The following is a 24,739-nucleotide window of genomic DNA, read 5'->3' on the forward strand; positions in this document are numbered from 1 at the left end:
GAAAGTTATAAATGACAAAAGTATTATTTTATCGGGCGTCTCATAAACGAAAGTATGCCTAACAACGACAGCATGGCAAAACCCAATGAGCCTCCTCCGCCCGAAGACTGAGAACCAGAAGCTGACGTATTACCACTCACCGCGACTGCCGACGCCTGCTGCTCCAAGTGCGCATACCTCTCGCTATCTGTCACAACCACTTTAGGCGTTTCGTTACCGTTCATAACAGATCGAATCCAATCTTCGTATTGTGACACTTCTGTAAATACAGAGTTTGGAGTGACATTTGGGTTTCCGCAAGTGCGGGGGCCAAAGCTTGTAATACCTACTTGCTTACCTTGCCAATATAGCGGACCGCCAGAGTCACCTTGGCAGGTGGCATTGTCATATATGGAGTTACTCGCACTAGTATCCGCACCCGTCATACATAAATTTTTAGACGTACTTGTGCCATAGATATCGCAATATGCGTTAGGCACATAACTTAACTGTGTTTTCTGTACTTCCTGAGAGTTGTCTTGATTGGATTGGGTGTTTCCGTGGCCAACCGCGAAAAACTCTTCTGACGCTTTGCGGTAATCGTCAAAATTCGAATCCGCAAATACCGCATAACTGGTTACCGCAGTGATTGGCGATACCAGTTTTAAAACAGCAATATCATCAAATAGCGTATCGTCATTGTATGTGTCGGGATAGTAATACTCTTCAACCATCACACGCTGCAAAGCGGAATATGGAAAGTCATTTTCATTTTGCAACTGAGGAACCACAGACATAAACAATTGGCTGTCTCTGTCCCCATAGACACAATGCGCAGCTGTTAAAATAAATTGGTCAGAGAGCAGAGTCGCCCCGCAAAATGGGCGGAGACCGTAGACTCCATCGTAATCGATACGGTCATAAAAAAGACTGACAAAAGAAGGAAACTCAGATGAAACCTCAATAATATCTATACCATTTACTATATATGGAGTGACTTCTACCGCTGCCCCGACATTTGCAGTAAAAAACAAACTCGCAGCGAGTATACTTGTTCTCATTGTTTTGACTCTTACCTAACGCTGTTAAACGACCTTGACTATACACATAAAAAAAAACCTCTCAGTCGAGAGGCTTCATTGATATGCGTGATATGTTATCAGAGTTCGATTAACCGCGGTAGTAACGCTGAGGTACAAATGGCATTTTCTCTACCAGCATAGGGAGCTTTTTACCACGGACATCGGCAAACAACTCTGTGCCAATCGCTGCCAAATCGACGCGAACATAAGCCATTGAAACCGGTTTACCTGCATTCGGACCAGCTGTACCACTGGTTACTACGCCAACTTTGTTATCTTCTGCATCAAACAGTTCAGTTCCTTCACGAACAGGAGCCTTAGTTTGACCCACTAGACCAACACGCTTACGTGTTACATCCTTGGTTTCGATTTGGTTAAGGATAATATCTGCACCTGGGAAGCCACCTTCACGCTCACCACCAATGCGACGAACTTTTTGAATGCCCCAAAGTAGGCTTGCTTCAACAGGTGTAGTGGTTGTATCTAGGTCATGACCGTACAAACATAGGCCACACTCAAGACGTAGAGAGTCGCGAGCACCAAGGCCAATCCATTCCACTTCGGCTTCATCAGTCAGTTTGCGTGCTAGTTCTTCAGCATGAGAGCTTGGTACAGAAATTTCATAACCGTCTTCACCTGTGTAACCACTGCGGCTTACGATGCATTCAACGCCAAGAATATCCAGTGTCTTCACGTCCATGAACAGCATGTCGGCAACTTCAGCATTGAAGCGCTTCAGTACGTCAACCGCTTTCGGGCCTTGTAGTGCCAGTAATGCTCGGTCGTCAATGATTTCCAGTTCAACACCTTCAGGAAGGTGTGCTTTAAGATGGTTGATGTCTTGCTCTTTACACGCAGCATTCACTACGACAAACAGATGGTCGCTAAAATTCGCTACCATCAAGTCATCCATAATGCCGCCTTCTTCATTAGTAAAGAATGCATAACGCTGGTTGCCTTGTGGTAGGTCGATGATATCGACAGGTACCAATGACTCAAGGAATGCTGCTGCACCTTCACCACGTAAACGAAGCTGTCCCATATGAGAAACATCAAACAGACCCGCAGCATCACGTGTGTGTAAGTGCTCTTTCTTTACGCCAAGCTTGTATTGAACTGGCATATCGTAGCCTGCGAAAGGAACCATTTTTGCACCCGCTTCGATGTGAAGTGCATGAAGTGGTGTTTTTAGTAGATCTTGAGTCATTGTTGTCTCCATTTAATCAGGTCCGTTTTCCATTCAAGGAAACCTTGTTTCCAATAATAAACACGAGTGAAGCAGTTTTGCACCATTAACAAGTTTGGAACAGTTCAAAATGTGACATTTAACATTAAATTCACATCGAGAAGCATGAAACGGAAGCGCCATCTTGGGCTGCTAGAGCTCAAGACGGCGCTATTGTACTTATATAAAAACCAAAAGCAAACGTTTGCTTTCACTATAGGAAATTAAAGCTTTTCCTCGATTACTTGGCAGTAACCCATAAAATTTGAGCGTCTTCTTTACTGGTTGACACCAGCATATGACCCATATTGGCATCGTAGTAGACGCTATCACCTTCATGCAATTCTACGGGTTCATAAAACTCTGAATAGAATCGAACAGAGCCAGATAAGATCAGTAGAAACTCTTCACCATCATGTCTTACCCAATCACCGTACTCTTCAAATTGGCGTGCATGAATACAGCTCTTAAACGGCATCATCTTTTTGTTCGAGAGCTGTGTGGCGAGTAGTTCGTGCTCGTAAGTCGATGTTGGATGAGGCTTGCCTTGACCTGACAACGTAATGTCACGCCTACCCGCTGCAACTTTTTTCCTAGGTGGTTCAAACAGTTGCGGCATATCTATTTGCAAGCCTGCCGCTAATTTTTGCATTGCCTGAAACGTCGGTGAGATTTGCTCATTCTCTATTTTGCTCAATGTAGAACGAGCAAGCCCTGTTCTTTGACTTGCTTCTTCAAGCGTGATGCCAAGCTTACTACGTATGTCTTTTATACGTTGGCCTAGCTTTAGTGGCTCGATATTTTGATCTGACGACTCTTTAGATAGAGTCAATGACGGATAGTCGTCATAGAAATCTTCGGGCATGCTTCCCTCTTTAAACTGCTTACTTCCTGTTTCATTTTCATTGTGCACGAAGCCGATCAGAGAAAAAAGCGCCAAGGGATAAATAAACCGTGCTCTCGGTAACAAAATTAGAAACCGTGTTTCCAATAGGAAATTTTTGGTTGATTGTTCCTACAACAAACGCTATGTTACCAACTTGTTAGTTGAAGAGATGCTGTTACCGAGTTTATCGTTGATAGAATTAACATTTAAATTCGGTTTTGCCCCGCAGTTTTGGGGACATGGAAATCACGTTGTTTTCTATTATTAGAGAGCAATAAAAAGTAAGGACTAACGAGATAAATACCCTACATATAAATGAATCTCGTTAGCGCGATAGGAAGGTCTTCTACCATGAACAACACTTATCAGAATCACAGCCTAGAGAACTTTTTCTCTACCAACCTTTCTGCTACAGACGATGCGGTTTTTGCAGGTATCCAAGCTGAATTTTCTCGTCAGAATGAACAAATTGAGCTAATTGCTTCAGAGAACATCGTATCTAAAGCAGTTATGCAAGCTCAGGGCACTTGCCTTACAAATAAATATGCAGAAGGCTACCCAGGTCGACGTTACTACGGTGGTTGTGAACACGTTGATACCGTAGAGGCAATCGCGATTGAACGCGCTAAGAAACTTTTTAAGTGTGAATACGCAAACGTTCAACCTCACTCAGGCGCACAAGCAAATGGCGCAGTTAAACTGGCTCTTCTTCAGCCAGGCGACACGATTCTTGGCATGTCTTTAGACGCTGGTGGTCACCTAACTCACGGTGCGCGCCCTGCTCTATCAGGTAAATGGTTTAACGCTGTTCAATATGGTGTTGACCGTGAAACACTAGAAATCAACTACGAAGATGTGCGTGCACTTGCCATTGAGCACAAACCAAAAATGATCATTGCAGGTGGTAGTGCGATTCCACGTACTATCGACTTCGCTAAATTCCGTGAAATTGCAGACGAAGTGGATGCAATCCTAATGGTTGATATGGCACACATCGCGGGTCTTATCGCGACTGGTGCTCACCCTAGCCCACTACCACACGCACACGTTGTAACAACAACAACGCACAAAACACTGCGTGGTCCTCGTGGCGGCATGATCCTGACTAATCACGAAGACATCATCAAAAAGATTAACTCAGCGGTATTCCCTGGCCTTCAAGGTGGCCCACTGATGCACGTTATTGCGGCAAAAGCCGTGGCATTTGGTGAAGCTTTGGGGCCTGAATTTAAAACTTATATTGATTCGGTGATCACCAACGCAAAAGTTCTTGCTGAAGTATTGCAAACTCGCGGTTGCGACATTGTGACTGGCGGTACTGATACTCACCTGATGCTTGTTGACCTACGCCCTAAAGGTTTGAAAGGCAACAAAGCAGAAGAAGCACTAGAGCGTGCGGGGATCACATGTAATAAAAATGGCATCCCATTCGATTCAGAGAAGCCTATGATTACATCGGGTATCCGTTTGGGTACACCAGCTGGCACAAGCCGCGGCTTTGGCGCAGAAGAATTCAAGCTCATCGGTAATTGGATTGGCGATGTACTGGATGGGTTAGTAGAAAACCCAGAAGGCAACGCAGAAGTAGAACAACGCGTTCGCAAAGAAGTGAAAGCGCTGTGTAACCGCTTCCCTCTTTACCAATAAACAATTTAATCAAAGTTATTTTTTGGAGATTAAGCAATGGACAACACTTTGAAGTTTGCAGATAGCCACGAATGGGTACGTGACAACGGTGACGGTACAGCAACTATCGGTATTTCTGAGCACGCGCAAGAAATGCTAGGTGACGTAGTATTCGTTGACCTACCGGAAGTGGAAGCTGAAATCGAAGCAGGCGATAGCTTCTCACTGGTTGAATCAGTAAAAGCAGCTTCAGACATCTACGCACCAATCAGCGGTGAAATCGTAGAAATCAACGAAGAATTAGAAGATAGCCCTGAGCTAATCAACGAAGAACCATACGAAGGCGGCTGGATTGTTAAAGTGAAGATGTCTGACCCATCTGAACTAGACAACCTGAAAGACGCAGAAGAATACCTAAACTCAATTGAAGAAGAGTAATTAGGAAGATTAGGAAAGCTGCCCCCGCTCGGAAGGCAGCTTTTTTTCAATGTTCGGACGTATAATTAACCTTATCAGTAAGGGTGATTTCCGTTACCCGAACGATGGAGTAGGTAAAGGACAATGACTGAATTACTTCAAAGCCTCAGCACACAAAATGAGTTCGTTGCTCGCCACAACGGACCAAACAAATCTGACCAACAAAAAATGTTGGACGCGATCAACGTAGCAAGCCTAGACGCACTTATCGAAGAAACCGTTCCAGCTCAAATTCGCTTAGAGAAGCCTCTGAACATTGCAGAAGCAAAAAGCGAAGCGGATATGCTTGCAGCAATGCGTGAGTTCGCTAATCAAAACCAAATCAAGCGTACATTCATCGGTCAAGGTTACTACAACACCTTCACACCGAATGTCATTCTACGCAACGTATTTGAAAACCCAGGTTGGTACACAGCCTACACGCCTTACCAGCCAGAGATCTCTCAAGGTCGTCTGGAAGCGCTTCTAAACTACCAACAAATGGTCATGGACCTAACTGGTATGGAAATCGCGAACGCTTCTCTACTGGATGAAGCGACTGCAGCAGCAGAAGCGATGACACTGTGTAAGCGCGCAGGTAAGAGTAAAAGTAACGTATTCTTTGTGGCTGACGACGTTCACCCACAAACACTAGAAGTAGTAAAAACTCGTGCGAAATACATCGGCTTTGACGTACAAGTTGGTTCCCTTGAGTCGCTACCAGAACAAGACGTATTCGGCGCACTAGTTCAGTACCCAGGCACAACAGGTGAAGTTCGTGATCTAACGGATATCATCGCTAAAGCACAAGCAAACAAAACGCTAGTGACTGTTGCAACTGACCTACTAGCCTCTACTCTGCTAAAACCAGCAGGTGAGATGGGCGCAGATGTGGTCATCGGCTCGGCTCAGCGTTTCGGCGTACCTATGGGTTACGGCGGTCCACACGCAGCATTCATGGCAACGCGTGATAAGCATAAGCGAACAATGCCAGGCCGCGTTATCGGTGTGTCTATCGACGTAAAAGGCAACCAAGCACTTCGCATGGCAATGCAAACACGTGAGCAGCACATCCGCCGCGAAAAAGCGACATCAAACATCTGTACGGCGCAAGCACTGCTAGCGAACATGGCGTCTTTCTACGCGGTATTCCACGGTGCAGAAGGTTTACGCACGATTGCTCGTCGTACTCATCACATGACTGCAATTCTGGCTGCTGGCCTAACTAAATCTGGCTACGAGCTTGCTCACAACAGCTTCTTCGACACCATCACTATCAACTCTGATAGCAAAACAGAAGAGCTTTACGCGAAAGCACAGGCTGCAGATATCAACTTGCGTAAGCTAGATGGCAAACTAGGTATCAGCTTCGACGAAACAACAACCACTGACGACATCGACACGCTATTTGCCGTGTTTGGCGTAACACAAGACGTGAACGCACTATCTTCAGAAATCGCGAGCAACGAATTTGCAGCGATTCCAGAAGCGCTACGCCGCACATCTGAGTTCCTAACTCACCCAGTGTTCAACACACACCACAGCGAAACGCAAATGATGCGTTACCTAAAACAGCTTGAGAACAAAGACTTCTCACTGACTCACGGTATGATCCCGCTAGGCAGCTGTACCATGAAGTTGAACGCAGCAGCAGAAATGATCCCTGTGACTTGGCCTGAATTTGGCTCAATTCACCCGTTCGCTCCATTAGAGCAAGCGGCAGGTTACGCAGCACTAGCGAAAGACTTGAAACAGAAACTGTGTGAAATCACCGGTTACGACGAGTTCTCTCTACAGCCAAACTCTGGTGCTTCAGGTGAGTACGCAGGTCTTATCGCGATTCAACGCTACCACGAAAGCCGTGGCGAAGGTCACCGCAACGTATGTTTGATCCCAAGCTCTGCGCACGGTACTAACCCTGCGACAGCATCAATGGTGTCAATGAAAGTGGTCGTTGTTAAGTGTGATGAAGAAGGCAACATTGACATGAACGATCTTGCTGCGAAAATCGAGAAGCACAAAGACAACCTTTCAAGCATCATGATCACTTACCCTTCTACGCACGGCGTATACGAAGAGCAAGTGAAAGAAGTATGTGAAATGGTTCATGCTGCTGGCGGTCAGGTTTACCTAGACGGCGCGAACATGAACGCTCAGGTTGCGTTGACATCTCCAGGCTTTATCGGCTCTGACGTGTCTCACTTAAACCTACACAAAACGTTCTGTATCCCTCACGGTGGCGGCGGTCCAGGTATGGGTCCTATCGGTGTTAAATCTCACCTAGCGCCTTTCCTACCAGGTCACATTGAGAACGGTGTTGTAGGTAAAGAGTTTGCGGTTTCTGCAGCGGATATGGGTAGCGCATCTATTCTACCTATCTCTTGGGCTTACATCGCGATGATGGGTGAAGCTGGTCTAAAAGAAGCGACTAAAGTTGCGATTCTGAACGCGAACTACGTGATGGAGCGTCTACGCCCTCACTACCCTGTTCTTTACCGTGGTACAAATGGCCGCGTTGCGCACGAATGTATTATTGATATTCGTCCTCTAAAAGAAGAAACAGGCATCAGTGAAGAAGATATCGCAAAACGCTTGATGGACTACGGTTTCCACGCACCAACCATGTCATTCCCAGTAGCAGGCACGCTAATGGTTGAGCCAACCGAATCTGAAGATTTAGAAGAGCTAAACCGTTTCTGTGATGCAATGATCGCAATCCGTGAAGAGATGGCTAAAGTGAAGAACGGTGAATGGCCACTAGAGAACAACCCTCTGGTTAACGCGCCACACACTCAAGTGGATCTTTACGCTGAAGAGTGGGAGCGTCCATACTCTCGCGAACTTGGCTGCTTCCCATCGAAAGCAACCAAATCTTGGAAATACTGGCCAACAGTAAACCGTGTAGACAACGTTTACGGCGACCGTAACCTAATCTGCACATGCCCAAGCATCGAGAGCTACGAAGACTAATTTCTTATTAGTCTCATAAACTAACGTAAAGGCGAACCAAGTAGTTCGCCTTTTTGTTTTTAGCAATATGCTTGTGTTAGAACCTGAGCTACGTAGTGACTTGGATATGCCCAACAAACAATTCAGAGCAAGCACTTAATTATCTTTCGACCTATGTGCATTTACTCTACTAAAAGTTATTCGATAGAGCGCAGGGCAACGTGACTCACACCGTCACTATGAGCGTTTAACTAGTCAAAGTGATATCTTGAGTGGTGAGCTCAGGGGATAACTAATCTAGGAGTAGCAACATTAAGTACTGTATTTTTTGTGCCAACTGCTTTAACACTTGGTATTTTCGCTGTTAGTGCGTTTATTGTTGGAAATGAAATATCTAAACTAGATGACCGATATAAATTCACTGAACCGATGAAGAAACAAGTAGAGAAAACTATTGATGACTTATAATGAAAAATTTAACCGAAAGTTAAAAAGAAACCGTTGGCTAAAAGTAATAATTAGTTGGCCTCTTATGATTTTTATGGTTTGGTTAAGTTACAGCTCAATTAATGAGTTAGTGAGCATTAACAACTCAATCGGGACAATTCCTAAAGCAAAAATAGCGAGTTTAGTGAACAATGTAGCTTCTTTTGTTGGCCTGCTAATATTTGGTTTTATAGCGATCATTCCCATAGCCATGCTTCACCCCTCAACAGAGCCGTTACTAAAAGTACCATTTTTGACAAAAACAGGGCTATATACTGTAGCGATAATCGTGTTAAGTTGTATTGCCTCTGCCATATGGTTAGACAACGATACTAGGGAAAAAATAAAGCAATATAACTATATCGAATGCGCCTCTGAACGAGAACTTACATTGAAATCCTCAAGTCGAACGTATGTTTTAGACCCTAGCTTGTGTGATTAAATTAGCTTTTAATCTCTTGGCACACACCATCCAGCTAGCGTAAGTATGCATCATGCGCTAGCTTTCAATAACTCGGTTTGCAATACTTAAAGTTATTCATGATTCGCTGATATATCACCTTGCGTAAATGACTTTTATGCATTTTGTTTATTCATCGAACAATCGAATCAGCTACGTGCAATCGCTCCAAGTCAGATGGTAAACTGCTCCTCTATTTTCATTTAGTGTTTAAAGGTAAAGCGATGAACCCAATTATTGCAATGTTGAAAGAGAACAACATCAGCGACCAGCAGATCAGCGAACTTTTTGAAGTACTGACTCAGAACCCTCTTGCTGCCATGATGACAATCAGCCAATTGGGTCTGCCGCAAGACAAACTGCAATTGCTCATGGGTCAAGTGATGCAAAACCCAGCTTTGATTAAAGAAGCGGTTGAAGAGCTAGGTCTTGATTTCTCGAAAGTTGAAGCCGCGAAAGCACAGCTGCAAAAATAGTCGTTTCTGACTTCTAGCATAGATTCAATGCACAACTTCAAAGGTCGTTAAGAGGCATGCAATACGCCGTTTAACGACCTTTCTTACTTCTGGCTTTCATTAAATACCACTCGCTGAATTTTAACCCTTTCGCTAAGTGTGCACGTTACGCACCTTTCTACTACGATCAAAACTCAGGCTGTTCTTTGTAAGCAGTAGGAGCAGATTTGTTAAACACTATTACAGCAATCACAGTCATTCTCGTATCATGACTTTAGGTAAGCATGAGCCGATGATGACTATGATTGGTGTAAATAGCTACGCTAAGTAACACGTTGACTATGGTCGCTCTGAACACTGATTTTGCTTTGCTGAATGTTTACGCGTTCATAGTGAACACGTGAGGCAACTCGTATGAAAAACTTAGAAAAATCCAAAATCGATGGCTTCAAAAACCAGTTTAGCGGTGAAGTCATTTTGCCTACCGACCCATCCTATAACGAAGTTCGACAAATTTGGAACGCGATGATCGACCGTAAACCCGGCATGATTGCTCGCTGTACTTCCGCCGATGATGTCGTAACCGCAGTTAATTTCGCTCGTGATAATGGACTTCTCGTATCTGTTCGCGGAGGTGGACACAATATCGCGGGCAATGCGATGTGTGATGATGGCATTGTCATTGACCTTTCACTCTTAAAACAGGTTCACGTCAATACAGAGACAAAACGAGCCACTGTCCAACCAGGCTGTACATTGGCAGATGTCGATGCCGAAACGCAGAAGCATGCCTTAGCGTTTCCTGTCGGTATAAATTCCACCACTGGGTTACCGGGTCTCACTCTTGGTGGTGGATTTGGCTGGTTGAGTCGGAAATATGGTATGACGATTGATAGCCTACTGTCTGCCAACGTCGTGACAGCAGATGGACGTCAACTGCGCGCCAGCGAAACAGAGAACCCTGATCTTTTCTGGGGGCTACGTGGCGGTGGTGGTAACTTTGGTATTGTCACTCAGTTCGAATTCCAACTTCATCCAGTTGGGCCTGATGTGCTAAGTGGGCTCATTGTATTTCCATTTGATCAAGCAAAATCCATTCTCACACAGTTTGCCAGTTTCACTGAAAGTGCCCCTGAAGAGTTAAGTGTGTGGATGGTCTCTCGACAAGCTCCTCCATTGCCGTTTCTGCCTGAAGAGGTGCATGGTAAGGAAGTAGTGGTTCTAGCGATTTGCTATGTAGGAGACCCAGCCGAAGGTGAAAAACTCATTGAGCCTTTGAGATCATTTGGTACGGCCCATGGTGAACACATTGGCGTTCAACCATTTGTTGCTTGGCAGCAAGCCTTTGATCCTCTCCTCACGCCGGGAGCGCGCAATTACTGGAAGTCACACAACTTCACGCACCTCAGTGAAGACGTGATCGATGCGACGATTGAATACGCAGGCCAACTACCTTCACCACAGTGTGAGATCTTTATTGCCTCACTTGGTGGAGCTACGAGCCGACCTGCACCAGAATCAATGGCGTACTCTAGCCGAGATGCCAATTACGTTCTGAATGTACATGGAAGATGGGATTCAGAAGATGAAGACGAACGTTGCATTACTTGGGCGCGTGAGTTCTTTGCCAAAACTAAGCCGTTTGCCAGTGGTGGTGCGTATATTAACTTCTTAACCAACGATGAAGCTGACCGCACAGAGTCAGCCTTCGGCGCAAGCTATACACGGTTACAAGAGATTAAGAAAAAATTCGACCCAAACAATCTGTTCCGGATGAATCAGAACATCAAACCACTTTGATCGGCTCCTATGGTTCAAATAAAAACGGCTCCAAGGTTACGCCTTGGAGCCGTTTTATTGCCGAATTCTCGCGTTAATACTTTAACGACTCGATGAGGTAGTCCAACGTTGAAGGCGTTTTCTCAGCCGTATCCGTTGCTTCGTATTGCGGGTTGTAAATCGGTTGTTTCAACCAACCACGCTCCACCAGCTCATCCAGCAAATCGTGATAGCGGAAGCTACATTTTCCAAGGTACAAGCTGTCTAACTTACGACTTTTCTCAGTGTGTAGTGCCTTTAAGAAGCCTTTGAGATACAGGTGATCTTTGGTAAAACCGCCACCGCGATACACACGTGTCGTCAGTGAGAACGCCGTTTCTTTCTCTAGCCCCAGCTCATCCATCAGGTAGCTGTAGGTCATGTAGAATTTTTGCTCTTTGAGCATCGAATCGACCGCCAGCACTCGGATCGCAAGCGTATTTAAGCGCTCGTGCGACAAATGCCCTGACTTGTACTCCGCCAGAATCGCCAAGCCTTCTTGGGTTAAGGTGGAACCCGGCAAGCCCATTCTGAAGATGTTGAGCGGCTGGCAACGCGCGTTGTAGTTTGTCGCCATGTGCACACCGAGTTCATGCTCAACCAAGCGTTTAACTTCGGTATCGGTGAAATTCGCCTTCGCGTTCACAAACAGGGTCGGCGGGTTTGCAGACACCATCGCGCGCGCGGCCAGTGAATTCGACACCGTTACCTTACACTTCATCCCCATTTGTTGGGATGCTGCAAGCATACGCTCGCTGGCTTGGGTCGCACTTAGCTGTTCGTTGAACTCTTCTGGCAACACACGGGCGTAAAGCAAAAACTTGGCGTTATCGATGTCAGTCGTATCTGGTCTACCGTGATAGCGAAGCGCGTTGTATAAAAACGCCTCACTGCCCACCGAGGTCAGCAAGTCCATTTTGTCGTTCAGCTTCTGCACCATGTCGCCATACAGGTGGCGCATATCCGGATCGGAGATGTTCTCGATCGGCAGGCGATACAGCTTTTGCTTGAACTCATTCACGTGGATCGGCAACTGACGGTAACGATAGTTCGGTTTATAACGGCTAGGCGCCGCCTGAAAACGCTTGAACTCCGCATTGAGGTTGCTTGGGTTGACGTACTTCAGCGTTTCAACCTTACTCGCCAGCTGATAAAGCTGTTTATCGACCGAAAGGAGATTCGGCTCGATGTTCGAGCTCAGCATGTCCGATTTCACTACGCGGCGCTTTTTGCTGTGTTTACGTTGCAAGAACGCGCTGGTCTGACTGAATGCTTCTTTCAGACCGGACTGCAAGGCTTCCAGTACCAACGGGAATAGCGTGCCAGACTCTTCCTCCATGAACACCTTTTTCACCTCAGTCGGCAGTACTAAGGTACGGTCAAAGTGTGCATTGGTATGAGAGATCAGATACCCGCGACCTTCAAACACCGAGTCAATCTCCGCCGTGGTGGTAATGTTTGGCAGCTCCATCTTACCCAGCTCGCTACAAAAACGGTGCACACTGGTGCCCCAGCGTTCCATATCGATCTGCGACGAGCCGATGTTAAACACGGGCGCATCACTCTTTTGGCGCTTGTAGTTGTATGAGTGCATGTCGAACACCACCACGTTGTCGTGCATGGATTCGAGCTTAGCAATGATGGCTTCGTACACAGTATAAAAGGCCATGTGCTTACGATGGCTTTCAGCGCGGTGTCGAGTGCTGAGTGGCTTTTTCCACACCAAGCGGCTCCACGCAGACTTGTAGTAAGTACTCAGGGTCAACGCGCGGTTAAGGTCGTATTCAAAGCGTGAGTCCAGACCAACCATGGTGATAGGCTGGGAGGCGATCATATCGTCTGTAAACGGGTCTTCTTCGAAGAAGCGTTCACTCTCGTCCAATACGCAGCGATGGATTAGCTCGTCTCTCAGGCGCGAACCGGCGTGAATCGCGGTGCAGACCACAGGCAAGTATTCTTCTATTTTGACAAAGCAGCCCGCGTCGACCAACTCACCCGCAAAAGGTTGCCCTCGCTGGATCAGCGAGAGCATTTCAGCCAATGTGTATTGTTTATGGTTCAATGTGTGCATTCTTAACCGCCATTCGGAATGCACTCTTTCTCTGCTGTAGCAGGTCTTTCGAGTGAACAATGTTTTCGACAAAGTCGATCACAGGTTTTTGCAGTCTCACGCGGTTGAGCTTGTTGATACGCATGATGCCACCCGGGCTCATTACGTTCACTTCCACCAGCTTGTTACCGATCACATCCAGACCGGTGAAGTACAGACCATCACGCACCAATTTAGGACCGATTGCAGCACATAGGCGTTTTTCTTCTTTGGTGATGCTGTGTTTAACCACTGTACCGCCCGCGTGCACGTTAGAGCGGAACTCGCCAGACGCAGGTACACGACGCATCGCACCGATTGGCTCACCGTTCAGCATCAGGATACGTTTGTCGCCCTCTTCTGCCCCTTCAATGTAATCTTGAAGGATCACGTAGTTGCTCTGCTCGCCTTCACCAATGTAGAAATCAAGCAAAGAGCGGAAGTTTTGCTGCGCGTTTTTCTCGATAACGATCACACCGTGACCACCAAAACCGTTTAGCGGCTTAAGGATCATCTTCTCGCTGTCGCTTTCTTCCAGTACGCGCTGCAAGTAATCGCGGTTTTTCGATACGTGCGTAGCAGGAATGAACTCGCTTGCCGCGCCGCCCATGCTGGCCGTGTACAGCTTGTTGTTTGCCAAACGCAAACCTTCCAGATCGTTGATGATCAGAGTGTCATCTTTGATCGAATCAAGGAAGTTCAGTGCTAGGTTGTCTAGCGGTGGATTCGCACGCATGAAGATCACGTCAAAACCCGCCATTGGCAGACGCGCTTTTGAGAACTCGGCTTGACGGTAAAAAGATGGGATCTTGTCCGAAATCTTTTGTCCTTTCTTCAACACCTGACAAAAGCCGTAAACCGTGCTGTCACGGATTGTTAGCCCACTGGTGGTAGTGATTGCTACGGTATGACCACGGCTTGCACACTCATGGACAAGACGCAGTGTCGTATCAGTTTCTGGGCACACGCGCTCCCATGGGTACATTAGAAAGCAGATATTCATTTACGGTCATCCTCAATGCTGTATGCGTTGTCGTCATCCGACAGATTTGGTTTGCTGTTTAGGGTAGAGAAGCTCTTTTTACCTCTGGCAAGGTGCACGTATTTCATCCACGTACGTTCTAGTTTGGTTGAGGCTTCTCTGTTACCTTTCGTCATGTCTACAAAATCCGATTCCGTTTGATTCTCTGGTTCAAGCTGACCGTTTTCTAACGCTAAAAGAGTGGTACCGAAATAAGTGAGTATTTCGTCTTCAGCTAGCGTGAAGTCGCCCGACTTAGAAAAACCGCGGTAAAAATGAACATTGTCATAGAACCGAGCGTCACCTTGTCGAATATCTGTTGCAGACATAGATAAAGTCTCAAAAGTAGTAAATTTTTGGGAGGCGGAAAGATATGTGTTTTTGCCCCACCTATTCAACAAGGATATTTTGTCGTTATGATTGATTTTTGTTATTAACAAATCTGAAGATTGATGAAAACTTCATCAACACAGGCCTTGCGCGTAAAAAACAGCGACCGATGCTCCCGATAACCCAAAGGCAAAAAACACAAAAGCGAACCCGAAGATTCGCTTTTTAGTGGTGGCACTGCCCTTTATTCTTATTCATCGGCTGCCAATGGCGTCACTCCTGCGTATCGAATGCCCGACAGCTTCGCCATCTCCCGATTCCAAGTGGCTAAGTCATAGCGGTTAAACTGACGCAACTCGTTATGTCCGCATGCCCTTGCCATCACCTGCATCAACTCGGTGGAGGCGTCAAAAAAATTCTTTAACTGATGAGATGACTTCTCAATATCCAGCCTTTGACGCAAATCCTCTCTTTGGGTGGCGATACCTGCCGGACAATTGTTGGTGTTGCATATCCTCGCGGCCACACAACCAATCGACTGCATCGCACTGTTGGCAATCGCCACGCCGTCAGCCCCAAGTGCGAGCGCTTTGACAAAATCTATCGGAACACGCAGCCCGCCCGTGATAATCAGCGTCACGCGCCCACTTGCACCAATTTTGTCCAGATAGGCGCGCGCTCTGGCCAGCGCCGGAATGGTCGGCACGCTGATGTGATCGCGGAACATCACCGGAGCCGCGCCTGTCCCGCCTCCGCGTCCATCTAGAATAATGTAGTCAGCACTGGCATCGACCGCGAACTGGATATCCTCTTCAATATGGTTGGCACTCAATTTAAAACCAATCGGGATCCCGCCAGTGATGTCGCGGACATGGTTAGCAAACTGTTTGAAATCGTCCACGGTATGCAAATCGGTAAATGTCGGCGGCGAAATAGCTGGGGTGCCGGGCGTTAAGCCGCGTACCTTGGCAATTTTCCCTACATTCTTCGCTGCGGGTAAGTGGCCACCTGTGCCCGTTTTTGCACCTTGGCCGCCTTTAAAATGGAACGCTTGCACCTTTTTCAACTTCTCTTCGTCGTAGCCAAACTTGGCGCTGGCGAGCTCATAAAAGTAGCGTGAGTTAGCCGCCTGCTCTTCAGGCAGCATGCCGCCTTCACCGGAGCATATCCCCGTTCCCGCCAGCTCTGCGCCTGTGGCAAGAGCGATCTTGGCTTCTTCTGAGAGCGAGCCAAAGCTCATGTCTGACACAAACAACGGAATACTGAGTTTAAGCGGCTTTTTCGCTTGCGGGCCAATCACCAGTTCCGTTTTGACTGGCACGTCTTCAAGCAGTGGCTGCGTCGCCATTTGTGCCACCATGATTTGGATATCGTCCCAGTGTGGCAACAAATGCCGAGGGACGCCCATCGCCGTCATGGGCCCGTGATGACCAATCTGAGAAAGCCCTTCCCGTGCCAATTGATGAATCAACTCAACGGTCGGCTCTTCTTTGGTCGCGCTGGCGACAGGCGCACTGGCGGGTGATTGAGTTTGCACGCCCGGCCCTTCTTGGCCGACTTGTTCATTTGAAAACTGCTTGTGGGTACCATCGCAATACGGCGGATTTTGGGTATGCTTGCAACGACACAAATAGGCGTCACCGCTTTCTTCGGCGACAAAGCGTTTCGGTTTCAAACCTGTGCCCTTATGAGAACCATCACAAAAGGGCTGGTTACTGGAACGCCCGCACGCACAAAAGTAGTATTCCTCTCCTTGCTTGAGTGCCACTTTTATCGGCTTGTTGGCTGCAATGACTGGCTTGCTCATACGTTCCCCCTCCGTTTTGCGCTGCATCATTCAAGTCCTGCTCTTGTAGAGTAAAGGTGATGTCACCCACCATTTCAATTTCAGCCATCAATGACTCTGAATTTGGAGGCCTTGTTTAAAGACCCTTGCTTAAAGACCACAGCTTTCAAGCGATATGCTCAGAATTGACTAAACTTTTTAGATAGCAACCTTTTTAGATAGCAACCAACAAGTTAGAGGTCATGATGAAAAAGCAACTGCAGGTTGTGGTAACTGGAGGCCCAGGGGGCGGCAAAACCACCGCGCTGGATCTCTTTCGCCGAGAGTTATGCCATAAAATAGCGGTCGTCCCTGAAGCCGCAACGATGCTGTTTTCCAGCGGCGTTACCCGCTCAAACAATAAAAAGATCATCAAAATGGTGCAAAAAACCATTTTCCAACTTCAGAAGAATTTAGAAGACATCCATAAAGTCCAGTACCCAGAACGCCTGCTGGTGTGCGATCGCGGCTCGTTAGACGGCCTTGCATATTGGCCAGGCAAAGAGCAAGAGTTCTTTACCGCAGTGGGCTCCAGTTTTGAAGAAGAGATGGCCCGTTATGATGCGGTGATTTTTTTCGAGTCCGCCGCCGCAACAGGACAAGATATCAGCAGCAATAATCCGGTTAGAAAAGAGTCTTCGGAACAAGCGGCAGAACTCGATAAAAAACTGCAAAAGATTTGGTCAAGGCACCCTCACTTTTACTTTGTCGGCAGCTCGGAATCCTTCGTGCGAAAAATTACGTTTGGAATAATGACTTTAGAAAACGTGATTAATCAATGTCATGGACCATGAGATTGTCACACTTTCCACAATCCACTTTACCCGCCAGCACCATTGATCTAATACGAGCATTGATCGATTGAGGTGGACTTTTTAGTAAAACTGAACAAAACCAAAACATTCAAGAAGCCGGATAAACGACAAAATAGAAATAAAATAGGCAGATAAAAAGAGACAAATTAATAACATTAGATTCAATATTAATTATTGATCTTAATAAAAGATGATACTCTGACAATATCGTGGAGCACATAATTATATACAACGGAATTGATTGAGCGGTTATTTATGACGAGGGACATTGAGTTATCCAAACTTAGTCATCTGTACTGTAATTTAGTTACTATTATCATATAATTACTGCCACATAATAAATATAGGTCACTGTTAAGGGTAATGTCTATGCTTTCTGGTGTCGGTCGCACCTATGCGTTAATTCTCAGTTTCATCTTATCTTTTCTTCTATTCGTTCCATCGGTTTCCGCAGCTCAGCCAGTGAAAGCGTCTTCACGTGAAAATACGCTTATCATCGGAGTAATTAGTCATAACCCAAGAAAGGCATTTAAACGGACCCAACCATTTGCCGATTACCTTGCCGCTAATCTTCAACAGCACAAAATCACATCTGCTCGTGTTGTCGTGGCGAAAAGCATTCCACAAATGAAGCATTGGTTAAATAACGGTCAGGTCGATCTTGTATCTGATACTGTATTTGCAGCCAGTGAACTCACTCGCGACTCTGGCGTACATATCCTCGCCAGACGATGGAAAAGTGGCGTAAGTGAATACTCTTCTGTTTTCTTTACTAAGAAAAATAACCAGATCAACTCTTTCGACGATCTCGTTGGAAAAACGATAGTTTTCGAGGACCGAGGATCAACAAGCGCATTTCTTATTCCTGTGTCTATTTTAATCGAGCAAGGTTATAAGTTGTATGAATTGACTTCTCCCCGAGAGCAGCCCCCAGAAGGCGCAATTGGTTACTTTTTCTCTGATGAGTTTTCTAAGTCTGGCGGAGAATCCAACATGATGAGTTGGGTGCATAGAAACATTGTCGCTTCTGCTGCGTTTAGTGATAGTGACTGGAATAAAGAAATACCCGAACAGATAAAGAATCAACTCCAAATAATTTATACCAGCCCCCCTATACCACGCTCACTGATGCTGGCACGCCCTGATATGCCTGAAAAGTTACAAGACGACATTACACAACTGTTGCTCACAGCTCATGAAAATGAACAGGGTAAACACGCGTTAACTACATACAGAAAAACTAAAAAATTCGATGCTATCTCTTCGGACGTTCTGGCAAGTATAGAATGGGCTGGGCAAAGAAAGGCCCTTATCGATGCGTATATGGCACGTTAAATTTAGAGACTAGAGATGAAGTTAAAGAGCAAACTAGTCCTTGGGAATATGCTTATGGTCATATTGACTATGGGCTGCTTATCATTTTCGCAATGGATGATTTCATCATACTTTGGTGAAAAAATTGTGGCAGAGACGTCGGATAACATGTCTGAGAGCTTTAGCGACCATGCACGAGATAAAGCTGAACAGACGATAAATTATTTGTCAGACGCTCTGCTCAATCCTATGTACTTTTATGACATTGAAACCATTCAATCATTGCTCGAGCCCGCATTAAAAGACACTTCAACCATAGCAATTAAAGTTTTTGATACAAAAGGCGTCGTTATTCATACCGGAAGTGACTTAGTCAATGATTACGGTATGGCGCTTCAGATGCCTGCACTAGAGGAAGCGGTTTTAAGACAAAGACGAGCGTATTTTGAAAACGACATTGATACACTAGCCATTGCACGCCCTTTAACCCTAAACAATGAACTGCTTGGTGGCGTTGTTTTGGAATACTCCCTAAAATCGATGCAGGAAGACATTCAAGATAATAAAACCATCATTAAAGAGATTAACCAGCTAAGTAATCAATACAGTACACTATTGATCGCCCTAGTAACGGTTATCATGTGCCTGATCAGCCTACTCCTCTCTATGTTAATGGCAAATACAATCATTGGTCCCATCACCCAACTCGTCCACCACTCCAAGCGTATCAAAAAAGGGCAATATCAAACCCCAAACCGTATTCAAAGAGACGATGAGTTAGGTTTACTCGCTAAGTCATTTAATGAAATGGACGCCAGTCTAAAAGAGAGAAGCGATGCAATAGAGTTCCTTGCTTACAATGACCCATTGACGAAACTACCAAACCGGATGCAGTTTATTGATTTCTTAGAGCGGAAGCTTGAATCTTCCAATCCAGACTACAATCAATTTGCTGTATTTTTTATTGATTTGGATGAATTTAAGCGTGTAAATGATAATTTGGGGCACCAAGCGGGGGATGATCTCCTCTGTGAAGTCGCCTCCCGCATAAGCGATAGTGTTCGAAAAACCAGCGAAATAGAGAAGCAGAAGGTAACCAATTTACTTGCCAGAGTGGGTGGCGATGAATTTATCCTCTATGTCTCGGGTATTCATGACTTATCATTGGCGCATAAATTTGCAGCTGATGTGATAAGCGAACTCAAAAAGCCAATTTTTTTGCCAGAGCCGAGTGAGTCCGTCGTTGTTGGCGCCAGCATAGGTATCGCACTTTATCCCGAGTCTGGGGCAACGTCCGAAGAGCTGGTGAGAAATGCAGATATCGCCATGTATGCCGCTAAGTCTTGTGGGAAAGGCAGCTATCGTCATTTCACTCAAGAGATGGAACAGCAAGTGATTAATAAGGGGCAGATTGAACGCGATCTTCGTTCGGCACTGTCTGATTTCTCCCAGTTTGAACTTTACTATCAGCCAAAAATCGATTTAAAAACGGCGCAAATCGTTGGTGTGGAAGCGCTAATACGTTGGAACCACCCAAGTAAAGGAAGCATTTTACCTGGCGAGTTTATTCCTGTTGCAGAGGCAACCGATATTATCCATCCTCTTGGAGATTGGGTTATTGAACAAGCATGCCGAGATTTAAGCGTGTGGCGTGATTTTCTCAGCCCCTCCGAATTCCACGTTGCCTTGAATTTATCGGCTAAACAGCTTTATGCACAAAAAATATCGGACACCGTCAGCCTGTACCTTAAAGAATACCGCTTACCATCGTCTTATATGCATGTCGAAGTGACAGAAACCGCTCTCATGGTGGATAAGAACAGCGCCAAAGAGACGCTAGATACACTCCGAGCAATTGGTATCGAGGTTTGGCTGGATGACTTTGGTACGGGATACTCTTCGCTGGGTTATTTACGTGAATTTAGTATTGACGGTGTGAAAATTGATCGGAGTTTTATCTCAGATATACAAGATGACGCCAACGACAGAGCCCTGTGTGCCGCCATCATATCAATGGCTCACCAACTTGGAATCAAGACCGTTGCAGAAGGGATAGAGACACACCAACAATCCTCATTCTTAACACAAGAAAGCTGCGATTTTGGTCAAGGTTATTTGTATGGTAAGCCCATGCCTGCTGAAAAACTCACGCAAAAGTTACAACTAAACCACCAACAAAAAGCGGACAACATTGTACGAATTTCAGTGAAATGATAGCAAAGGCCCCGCTCAAAGTAATCGGGGCCTTAGTAATCGATCTAAGGTTTCAACGACATCTTCACTGGCACACTGGCTTGTTTTTATCTTCTAACAACCAAGAGACCCATCGTCTTTTCGCATTCAACGCAAAGCCTTCATCACTACTGATACCACTTACGATATAGCCATCAACTTCTTCTGTTGGGTCATGGGTAGCGCTTATCACCCACTCATCGCTCCGAATTGGGTCGCCATTTAAGATAGAATCACTGAGCGCTTGGCTCGTTACCGCCACTTTGATTCCGTCAGTGGGTTCAAATCCTAAGTCACTGCCCTTACTGTATTGCCCAATAGCCACAGGCACTTTTAGTGAACAAGTTTTCCCTTGAGCATTTAATCCCACGTAATAACCATCACCAACACGGCCTTTTAACCACAACAACTGGCCTTGAGTCATATGGTGAACCGTTAAAAAACCTTTTACGTTTGGATCTGAACTTTGCGCAAGCGCGGACCCAGTATTAGCAATCAGTAGCATCAAACTGATAGATAGCCATTTAACGCAATAGGCAAAAGATAAGTAAGGCTTCATGATGAAACTCCTTGTGATGGTTCTTGGCTATCTAAGGCCAATAAGTAGATCAGCCAAAATGGGCCAATCGCAGGGACAACAAACACCCACCCCCACCAACCAGATCGGCAAGTGTCATGTAAACGGCGGACGATAATCGCCACCATAGGCAGCATGCTCACGATGCCGTAAATCAGATCAGCCCACCCAAATTGGGGCCACGCAATATCCAACGCGATAAACAGCAACGTCACGACAAAGTGCACAAGGAAGAACATCCAAAACTCTTTCCTTGATGCTCGCCCTGTAAAATCCAAATAGCGCTGCCACGCCAGTAAATAAAAAGACATGTCGTCATTCCTTCTCGTTGTATAGGAGCCATCTAGTGTGCTCAACATCGCTTTCAAAAACGTCCTCAAACCCGTTTTAGGACGTGCTAAAACCCGTATTGGTCCTATCGCCCCTTCCCTAAATGCCTTTATGCAACTAAGGTTGTAACCCATACCACGCGCTCGAATGTTCATCTTTGGAATTTTTATGCTTTCTATTCCTATCCCTTTTGTTGTTTCTTTATTGCTGGTTCTACTCGCGGTGAATTTGTACCTACGTTTTGACGAACAAGCGAAAAGCTCCTGCTCGTTTTTGGCGGCATGCGCGTTAACCACCGCTATCGTTGGTCTGCGTTGGACGCTCAACTGGCCAATCTTTCATTACATCCAGCCCATCATGGCCTCAGTAATTCCAGTGTTTGCGTGGCATTTTTTTACCCGCGCCACAGCGCACAACCGACGCTTTGGTGTTCTGCACTTAATGCCCCCTTTGTTGGTCGCCCTAGCCGTCGCGATTCAAACTCTCTGGCGTGCACCGATAGATGAGTTAATCACCCTAATTTACCTTTGCTACGGTATCGCGCTGATTCGCGGCTCGGCTCAAGATGAATTATTAATCAACGTGTCTTTCAGTCATTGGGAAGGCGTAAAAAAAGCCGAAACCGTCGCGGGGTGGATGCTATTGTTCTCGGCTATGATCGACGCGGCGATGTCGCTCGATTTTGCACTAAGTAATGGTAAGCACTCACTATACATTCTTACGCTCGGTCACATGTTGTTGTTACCTATCCTCTCTATCGCGGTCGTGACGGTTGGGCTACACACTCAACAACAACCTGATACGATACCAACCGAAACACCGGAGCGTGACGAGGTAAAAGAGACGGTCAGTAATCCGGGAATGTCGACTGAGGATGCACAAGTTATTCTGACGGCACTGAATAATTTGATGGTTAACAAACACACTTATCTCGATCCGGATTTAACCCTGTCGAAACTGTCACGCAAACTCACTGTCCCTGCTAAGCAAATCTCGATAGCGGTCAATCTGCTGCACGGAAAAAACATATCCAAACTGATCAATGAGTATCGAATTGAACACGCCAAACAACTGATTAGTAACAGCGACGACAGCATCACTCAGATACTGCTCAGTTCAGGCTTTCAGACCAAATCCAATTTCAATCGAGAGTTTTCTCGGGTGATGGGTATGACGCCAAGCGCGTACAGGAAACAAAATAGAAGCAACACTCCAGGCAACGATTAGTGCTGTATGTCATTCACATAACTACGTTTTTTACCAAGGATAAGCCAAATTTTGTGCATTAAACGATGGTAAAACTCTCAATATATCAGTACGATCTATATAGACTAGTTGCCTGTAAATAAGGCATCGAGGCATGACAACGTATAATAGATTAAGTGTTTAGTAGCGATGAAACTCACCAAACAGGAATATGTCTCAACCAAGTCGGTGATATCCGTTATTACTTGGCTTTTTTGCGCCATGATCATCGTCGTCCTAGCTGGTATTTGGTATTTCCTCACAATATTGGACACACAAGCCGAAAATGCTCTAAAGCATCGAGTTGAATTAACGTTTGCAATTGAGTCTAGACATTCAAAAGATATCTTAGGGGAGTACACTTTTTGGGATGAATCATACGAAAAGATTTTTGTTAAGCATGATCCCAATTGGGTAGAGTTAAACTCTGGGTTGTACTTACTGAATGAGTTTGATTTAGATTTCAGTATCGCGGTAAATAAAGACTCGCAACAAGTTTATTTTATCAAAAGTGATGATGCTTCAAGTGTGAACTTTAATGATCTAATGAGCAACGGCTTGAGACACCTTATCGAAAAGTCATCCTCACGCGAGACCAAGAAAAGTGAAACAAGTGGCTTTATCCAATTGGGTGACAACCTTTATTTTGTTGTAGGTGGCCCACTCATTAGTGAAGAAACAGAGCTCCCGAGGAAAGATGCGTATCTTGCTATAGGAAAACGTATCGATCAGGAATATTTAGACGAGCTGGTTTCTAATTATCAATTAGTTGGGCTTAAACACAGCTTTATCGCTCCAGAGCAAGCTTATCGCTTGGCCATTCATAGCATCGACGGTAACCCAGCTGGTTACCTAACGTGGCAACCTAATTCACCAAGTGAAACAATACTGTTTCCTATTGCGGTCATTATTGTTCTCGTGTCGTTTGCAACAGCTCTTGTCACCCGCCGCATTTTAAATAAAGAGTTAGGTAATAGGCAGGCTTACGAAGAAAAACTTTACCTAGAAGCCACCACAGATCCACTGACAAAAATAAACAATCGACGTTACTTCATGGATGTAGGGAATAAGGAGTTTTACTTATACCAACGCCAAAAAAGCGTATTTACCCTTTTGTTGCTCGACATTGATCACTTTAAGTCAATTAATGATACCTATGGGCATCATGCTGGCGATCAGGTTTTAATACAATTTTCAGAGCTATGCGGTCAACACCTTAGGAAATCAGACATTTTTGGTCGAATTGGAGGAGAGGAATTTGGTGTCGTTTTGCCTGATACCGATATTGAGCAAGCGAAAGAAATCGCAAATCGGATTCGGTTAATCGTTTTGGACAATCCAGTTTTGGTTTCAAACACACCTATAGACGTGTCTGTCAGTATTGGAATGGCGACCTTACGAAGTCAAGAATGTTTTGACGTCCTACTCCAAGATGCAGATCAAGCCTTATATGATGCGAAAAGAGAAGGAAGGAATAGGGTCAGTATCAATGTCACTTAAGAGTTGAAAAATAATTCATGCTATTTGGCGTAAGTAGGC

Annotated in this window: 20 protein-coding genes; 11 read left to right on the forward strand and 9 right to left on the reverse strand. The window is 45.5% G+C overall.

The annotated features are described in order from the left end of the window. Positions 1-23 precede the first annotated feature (23 nt). From NP165_RS15845 to NP165_RS15855, 3 genes are all read right to left on the reverse strand, one after another. Positions 24-1,040, reverse strand: a complete 1,017-nt coding sequence (locus NP165_RS15845) for a S1 family peptidase (protein WP_257086719.1) — start codon at positions 1,038-1,040, stop codon at positions 24-26. Positions 1,041-1,149: 109 nt separating this feature from the next. Further along, entirely contained in the window at positions 1,150-2,268 is a 1,119-nt protein-coding gene (gene gcvT / locus NP165_RS15850) for a glycine cleavage system aminomethyltransferase GcvT (RefSeq protein ID WP_257086720.1), read from the reverse strand. A gap of 259 nt (positions 2,269-2,527) precedes the next feature. After that, positions 2,528-3,151, reverse strand: a complete 624-nt coding sequence (locus tag NP165_RS15855; protein ID WP_257086721.1) for a helix-turn-helix domain-containing protein — start codon at positions 3,149-3,151, stop codon at positions 2,528-2,530. Between the two features lie 372 nt (positions 3,152-3,523). On the opposite strand from NP165_RS15855, the gene NP165_RS15860 reads away from it, so the two are divergent. The 6 genes from NP165_RS15860 to NP165_RS15885 all read left to right on the forward strand — a co-directional run bounded on the left by NP165_RS15860 (position 3,524) and on the right by NP165_RS15885 (position 11,404). Continuing rightward, positions 3,524-4,819 (forward strand): serine hydroxymethyltransferase, encoded by a 1,296-nt coding sequence (locus NP165_RS15860; RefSeq protein WP_257086722.1) that lies wholly within the window; start codon positions 3,524-3,526, stop codon positions 4,817-4,819. Positions 4,820-4,855: 36 nt separating this feature from the next. Next, positions 4,856-5,236 carry a glycine cleavage system protein GcvH gene (gcvH, locus tag NP165_RS15865; protein WP_257086723.1) on the forward strand — a complete coding sequence of 127 codons (381 nt, stop codon included), beginning with the start codon at positions 4,856-4,858 and terminating at the stop codon, positions 5,234-5,236. Between the two features lie 123 nt (positions 5,237-5,359). Then, complete coding sequence (gene gcvP, locus NP165_RS15870) at positions 5,360-8,224, forward strand: aminomethyl-transferring glycine dehydrogenase (RefSeq protein ID WP_257086724.1); 2,865 nt, start codon at positions 5,360-5,362, stop codon at positions 8,222-8,224. 436 nt (positions 8,225-8,660) lie between these two features. Beyond that, a complete protein-coding gene (locus NP165_RS15875; protein ID WP_257086725.1) occupies positions 8,661-9,131 on the forward strand; it encodes a DUF1240 domain-containing protein in 471 nt (156 codons plus the stop codon). Positions 9,132-9,373: 242 nt separating this feature from the next. Then, positions 9,374-9,625: a DUF2999 family protein gene (locus NP165_RS15880; protein WP_257086726.1), complete on the forward strand. Its 252-nt coding sequence runs from the start codon at positions 9,374-9,376 to the stop codon at positions 9,623-9,625. A 393-nt stretch (positions 9,626-10,018) separates the two neighbouring features. Beyond that, positions 10,019-11,404, forward strand: coding sequence for an FAD-binding oxidoreductase (locus NP165_RS15885; protein ID WP_257086727.1), 1,386 nt, complete (start codon positions 10,019-10,021; stop codon positions 11,402-11,404). A gap of 73 nt (positions 11,405-11,477) precedes the next feature. On the opposite strand, the gene NP165_RS15890 is transcribed toward NP165_RS15885, so the two are convergent. The 4 genes from NP165_RS15890 to NP165_RS15905 form a co-directional block, all read right to left on the reverse strand. Continuing rightward, positions 11,478-13,493 (reverse strand): flavohemoglobin expression-modulating QEGLA motif protein, encoded by a 2,016-nt coding sequence (locus NP165_RS15890; RefSeq protein WP_257086728.1) that lies wholly within the window; start codon positions 13,491-13,493, stop codon positions 11,478-11,480. After that, entirely contained in the window at positions 13,474-14,514 is a 1,041-nt protein-coding gene (gene gshB / locus NP165_RS15895) for a glutathione synthase (RefSeq protein WP_257086729.1), read from the reverse strand. Before gshB ends, NP165_RS15890 begins: the two co-directional genes overlap by 20 nt. Beyond that, the gene (locus NP165_RS15900; protein ID WP_257086730.1) at positions 14,511-14,861 is read right to left on the reverse strand and encodes a MaoP family protein; all 351 of its coding nucleotides are present in this window, start codon (positions 14,859-14,861) and stop codon (positions 14,511-14,513) included. Before NP165_RS15900 ends, gshB begins: the two co-directional genes overlap by 4 nt. 251 nt (positions 14,862-15,112) lie before the next feature. Beyond that, entirely contained in the window at positions 15,113-16,669 is a 1,557-nt protein-coding gene (locus NP165_RS15905; protein ID WP_257086731.1) for a glutamate synthase-related protein, read from the reverse strand. Positions 16,670-16,890: 221 nt separating this feature from the next. Here NP165_RS15905 and NP165_RS15910 point away from each other — a divergent pair, with 221 nt between their 5' ends. The 3 genes from NP165_RS15910 to NP165_RS15920 all read left to right on the forward strand — a co-directional run bounded on the left by NP165_RS15910 (position 16,891) and on the right by NP165_RS15920 (position 21,030). Next, on the forward strand, positions 16,891-17,481 hold the full coding sequence (locus tag NP165_RS15910; protein ID WP_257086732.1) for an AAA family ATPase: 591 nt from the start codon (positions 16,891-16,893) through the stop codon (positions 17,479-17,481). Positions 17,482-17,871: 390 nt separating this feature from the next. After that, complete coding sequence (locus NP165_RS15915; protein ID WP_257086733.1) at positions 17,872-18,837, forward strand: phosphate/phosphite/phosphonate ABC transporter substrate-binding protein; 966 nt, start codon at positions 17,872-17,874, stop codon at positions 18,835-18,837. Positions 18,838-18,891: 54 nt separating this feature from the next. After that, on the forward strand, positions 18,892-21,030 hold the full coding sequence (locus NP165_RS15920) for a bifunctional diguanylate cyclase/phosphodiesterase (RefSeq protein ID WP_257086734.1): 2,139 nt from the start codon (positions 18,892-18,894) through the stop codon (positions 21,028-21,030). Between the two features lie 64 nt (positions 21,031-21,094). On the opposite strand, the gene NP165_RS15925 is transcribed toward NP165_RS15920, so the two are convergent. Both NP165_RS15925 and NP165_RS15930 read right to left on the reverse strand, forming a co-directional pair. Continuing rightward, positions 21,095-21,607 carry a hypothetical protein gene (locus tag NP165_RS15925; protein ID WP_257086735.1) on the reverse strand — a complete coding sequence of 171 codons (513 nt, stop codon included), beginning with the start codon at positions 21,605-21,607 and terminating at the stop codon, positions 21,095-21,097. Continuing rightward, positions 21,604-21,936 carry a DUF805 domain-containing protein gene (locus tag NP165_RS15930; protein WP_257086736.1) on the reverse strand — a complete coding sequence of 111 codons (333 nt, stop codon included), beginning with the start codon at positions 21,934-21,936 and terminating at the stop codon, positions 21,604-21,606. The genes NP165_RS15925 and NP165_RS15930 overlap by 4 nt, the downstream gene beginning before the upstream one ends. 187 nt (positions 21,937-22,123) lie before the next feature. Between NP165_RS15930 and NP165_RS15935 the strand changes: the two genes are divergently transcribed. Together NP165_RS15935 and NP165_RS15940 are read left to right on the forward strand one after the other, a co-directional pair. Further along, positions 22,124-23,182 carry a helix-turn-helix domain-containing protein gene (locus NP165_RS15935; protein ID WP_257086737.1) on the forward strand — a complete coding sequence of 353 codons (1,059 nt, stop codon included), beginning with the start codon at positions 22,124-22,126 and terminating at the stop codon, positions 23,180-23,182. A gap of 168 nt (positions 23,183-23,350) precedes the next feature. Beyond that, positions 23,351-24,700: a sensor domain-containing diguanylate cyclase gene (locus NP165_RS15940; protein WP_257086738.1), complete on the forward strand. Its 1,350-nt coding sequence runs from the start codon at positions 23,351-23,353 to the stop codon at positions 24,698-24,700. Positions 24,701-24,739 lie beyond the last annotated feature (39 nt).

This window comes from Vibrio japonicus (genome assembly GCF_024582835.1).
GTDB classification, from domain to species: domain Bacteria; phylum Pseudomonadota; class Gammaproteobacteria; order Enterobacterales; family Vibrionaceae; genus Vibrio; species Vibrio japonicus.

Coding starts and splice junctions, on each gene's coding strand:
- NP165_RS15925 (WP_257086735.1), bottom strand. CDS start 21,607: ATGAAGCCTTACTTATCTTTTGCCTATTGCGTTAAATGGCTATCTATC.
- gcvP (WP_257086724.1), top strand. CDS start 5,360: ATGACTGAATTACTTCAAAGCCTCAGCACACAAAATGAGTTCGTTGCT.
- NP165_RS15905 (WP_257086731.1), bottom strand. CDS start 16,669: ATGAGCAAGCCAGTCATTGCAGCCAACAAGCCGATAAAAGTGGCACTC.
- NP165_RS15910 (WP_257086732.1), top strand. CDS start 16,891: ATGATGAAAAAGCAACTGCAGGTTGTGGTAACTGGAGGCCCAGGGGGC.
- NP165_RS15915 (WP_257086733.1), top strand. CDS start 17,872: ATGCTTTCTGGTGTCGGTCGCACCTATGCGTTAATTCTCAGTTTCATC.
- gshB (WP_257086729.1), bottom strand. CDS start 14,514: ATGAATATCTGCTTTCTAATGTACCCATGGGAGCGCGTGTGCCCAGAA.
- NP165_RS15875 (WP_257086725.1), top strand. CDS start 8,661: ATGACTTATAATGAAAAATTTAACCGAAAGTTAAAAAGAAACCGTTGG.
- NP165_RS15860 (WP_257086722.1), top strand. CDS start 3,524: ATGAACAACACTTATCAGAATCACAGCCTAGAGAACTTTTTCTCTACC.
- NP165_RS15930 (WP_257086736.1), bottom strand. CDS start 21,936: ATGTCTTTTTATTTACTGGCGTGGCAGCGCTATTTGGATTTTACAGGG.
- NP165_RS15890 (WP_257086728.1), bottom strand. CDS start 13,493: ATGCACACATTGAACCATAAACAATACACATTGGCTGAAATGCTCTCG.
- gcvT (WP_257086720.1), bottom strand. CDS start 2,268: ATGACTCAAGATCTACTAAAAACACCACTTCATGCACTTCACATCGAA.
- NP165_RS15920 (WP_257086734.1), top strand. CDS start 18,892: ATGGTCATATTGACTATGGGCTGCTTATCATTTTCGCAATGGATGATT.
- NP165_RS15855 (WP_257086721.1), bottom strand. CDS start 3,151: ATGCCCGAAGATTTCTATGACGACTATCCGTCATTGACTCTATCTAAA.
- NP165_RS15935 (WP_257086737.1), top strand. CDS start 22,124: ATGCTTTCTATTCCTATCCCTTTTGTTGTTTCTTTATTGCTGGTTCTA.
- NP165_RS15880 (WP_257086726.1), top strand. CDS start 9,374: ATGAACCCAATTATTGCAATGTTGAAAGAGAACAACATCAGCGACCAG.
- NP165_RS15885 (WP_257086727.1), top strand. CDS start 10,019: ATGAAAAACTTAGAAAAATCCAAAATCGATGGCTTCAAAAACCAGTTT.
- NP165_RS15940 (WP_257086738.1), top strand. CDS start 23,351: ATGAAACTCACCAAACAGGAATATGTCTCAACCAAGTCGGTGATATCC.
- gcvH (WP_257086723.1), top strand. CDS start 4,856: ATGGACAACACTTTGAAGTTTGCAGATAGCCACGAATGGGTACGTGAC.
- NP165_RS15845 (WP_257086719.1), bottom strand. CDS start 1,040: ATGAGAACAAGTATACTCGCTGCGAGTTTGTTTTTTACTGCAAATGTC.
- NP165_RS15900 (WP_257086730.1), bottom strand. CDS start 14,861: ATGTCTGCAACAGATATTCGACAAGGTGACGCTCGGTTCTATGACAAT.